Below are 2,117 nucleotides of genomic sequence, written 5' to 3'. Positions count from 1 at the left end.
CGCGCCCTGATGCGGTCGATCCACCCCACTCGCACAAACCCGCCAACCACTCGAAGCGACCTCACCGAAGCCGCTTGACATCCATAGGAGCATCCGCCGGGTGGACGGGAGCGGCGGCCGGATCGAGCCGCTCCGCTCCGGCCGCCGCTCCCGCCCACCCGGCACCTCACGCATTCCCCTGCCCCGTTCACCTCCGGTTGCTACTGTCTGCGTGCGGAGGGGGACGGATGGGTCACTGGCTGGTCGGTACGGAGTGCCTCGCCGCGTGCCGTTTCGCCCTCTCCCCGCTGGTCGAGACGGTCGCCGCGGTCGGCGTCCTCGCCGAGATCCGCCCCGAACCCTGGCGCCGCCACTGGCTCGCCACCCACCAGCCCGCCTTCCGCGCCCACCTCGCGACCGCCCCGGAACCCGCCGCCTGGCTCGCCGCCCGCCGCCCCTCCGACTGGCCAGCCGCCCTGCGCCTGCCCCTCCCGGACCCGGACGCCGACCCCCGCCTGCCCGACCTCACCGCCCCCGGCCTGCCGCCCGCCCTCACCGAACTCCTCGACTGGACGTGGCAGCACGTCGTCGGCCCCGAATGGCCCGCCCGCCTGCGCGCCCTGCGCACCGACCTCGCCACCCGCCGCGAACGCGCCGCCCGCCACGGCTGGCCCGCCGCCCTCCCCCACCTCGGCCCGCAGCACCGCTGGCTCCCCGACGGCCGCCTCCGCCTCACCGCCCCCGACCTCCCCCCGCACCCGCACCCCGCCCCCGCGCTACTCCTCGTCCCCACCAGCGCCCGCCACGGCTGGCTCCTCCCGGACGAGTCGCACACCCGCCTCGCCGTCGTCTACCCCGCCTCCGCCGCCCCCGTCCCCGGCCCGCGCACCCCGCCCGCCAGCCTGGGCCGCCTGCTCGGCAGCGCCCGCGCCGAACTCCTGGCCGCCCTCGACCGCCCGCGCGACACCAGCCAGCTGGCCGCCCGCACCGGCCTCGGCCCCGCCGCCGTCGACGACCACCTCACCGTCCTGCTCGACGCCCGCCTCGTCGCCGCCACCAGCACCGCGGGCCGCTACTACCGCACCGCCCTCGCCGAGGCCCTGCTCTCCGCCCAGCCCGCCGGCTGAGCCCCGGCCCGCTCAGCCCTGCCGCACCGCGCTGCGCTCCCGCTCCCCCGGCAGCGCCGCCGCGGGACGCTCCCCGTCCTCCCGCTGGCGCCACCCCGACACCGCCGCCTGCACCAGGTACACGGTCAGCAGGATCACCACCGCCACCAGCCCGTCCGCCCAGAAGTGGTTCGCCGTCACCACCACCACCCACACCGTCACCACCGGGTGCAGCACCATCAGCCACCGCCACGGCCCGCGCGCCACCGAGACCACCGCCACCGCCGCGATCACGCACCACGCCACGTGCACCGAGGGCATCGCCGACAGCTGGTCCGCCACCACCCCCGCCACCGCGTTGCCGTACACCGACTGCCCGTACTGCTCCGCCAGGTCCACGAACCCGTTCCCCGGCAGCATCCGCGGCGGCGCCACCGGAACGAACTGGATCAGCAGGCACACCGCCGTCGTCGCCACCACCGTCGTCCGCACCCACGCGTACCGCGCCCGGTGCCGTAGGAACAGCCACAGCAGCACCACCAGCATCACGCCGAAGTGCATCGTCGCGTAGTAGTAGTTCGCCCCCTGCACCAGCCACGGATGCCCCACCACCGCCCGTTGCCAGGACGCCTCGTCCGGCAGCCCGAGTTCCCCCTCCGTCCGGTGGATCCACTCCGCCCGCTCCAACGCGTGCCCCGTACCCATCAACGACAGGTGCCCCACCACCTGCCACAGCGCGAACAACGCCAGCAGCGTCCCCGCCTCCCGCACCACGTCCGCCGCCGCCCCCGCCCGACGCCGCCGCACCTCCCCCTCGGCCCGCCGAGCCACCCCCCTCCTGACGGTGAACGCCGCAGCGTACAGCGCCGCGGAGGCACCGGCCGAGGTTTGCCACGTCAACGTCAGGTTCTGCATTCGCGCAGGCTACCCGCACTGCCCCGGAAACGCGAGAAAGCCCCCTGACATCCCGTCAGGGGGCTTTCTCTGAATGATTGTTCGGCGGCGTCCTACTCTCCCACAGGGTCCCCCCTG

General features: G+C 75.5%; 2 protein-coding genes. One reads left to right on the top strand and one right to left on the bottom strand.

From position 1 onward, the window contains the following. Positions 1 to 227 precede the first annotated feature (227 nt). Positions 228 to 1,106: an ArsR family transcriptional regulator gene (locus OO57_RS37630; protein ID WP_051778771.1), complete on the top strand. Its 879-nt coding sequence runs from the start codon at positions 228 to 230 to the stop codon at positions 1,104 to 1,106. Between the two features lie 12 nt (positions 1,107 to 1,118). Here OO57_RS37630 and OO57_RS37625 read toward each other — a convergent pair whose 3' ends face one another. Next, positions 1,119 to 2,000, bottom strand: coding sequence for a phosphatase PAP2 family protein (locus OO57_RS37625; RefSeq protein WP_033257400.1), 882 nt, complete (start codon positions 1,998 to 2,000; stop codon positions 1,119 to 1,121). Positions 2,001 to 2,117 lie beyond the last annotated feature (117 nt).

Source organism: Kitasatospora phosalacinea (assembly GCF_000717185.1).
Lineage (GTDB): Bacteria > Actinomycetota > Actinomycetes > Streptomycetales > Streptomycetaceae > Kitasatospora > Kitasatospora phosalacinea_A.
The sequence above is the reverse complement of the archived record's forward strand: the minus strand, read 5'-3'. Positions and strand labels throughout refer to the sequence as shown.

Coding starts and splice junctions, on each gene's coding strand:
- OO57_RS37630 (WP_051778771.1), top strand. CDS start 228: ATGGGTCACTGGCTGGTCGGTACGGAGTGCCTCGCCGCGTGCCGTTTC.
- OO57_RS37625 (WP_033257400.1), bottom strand. CDS start 2,000: ATGCAGAACCTGACGTTGACGTGGCAAACCTCGGCCGGTGCCTCCGCG.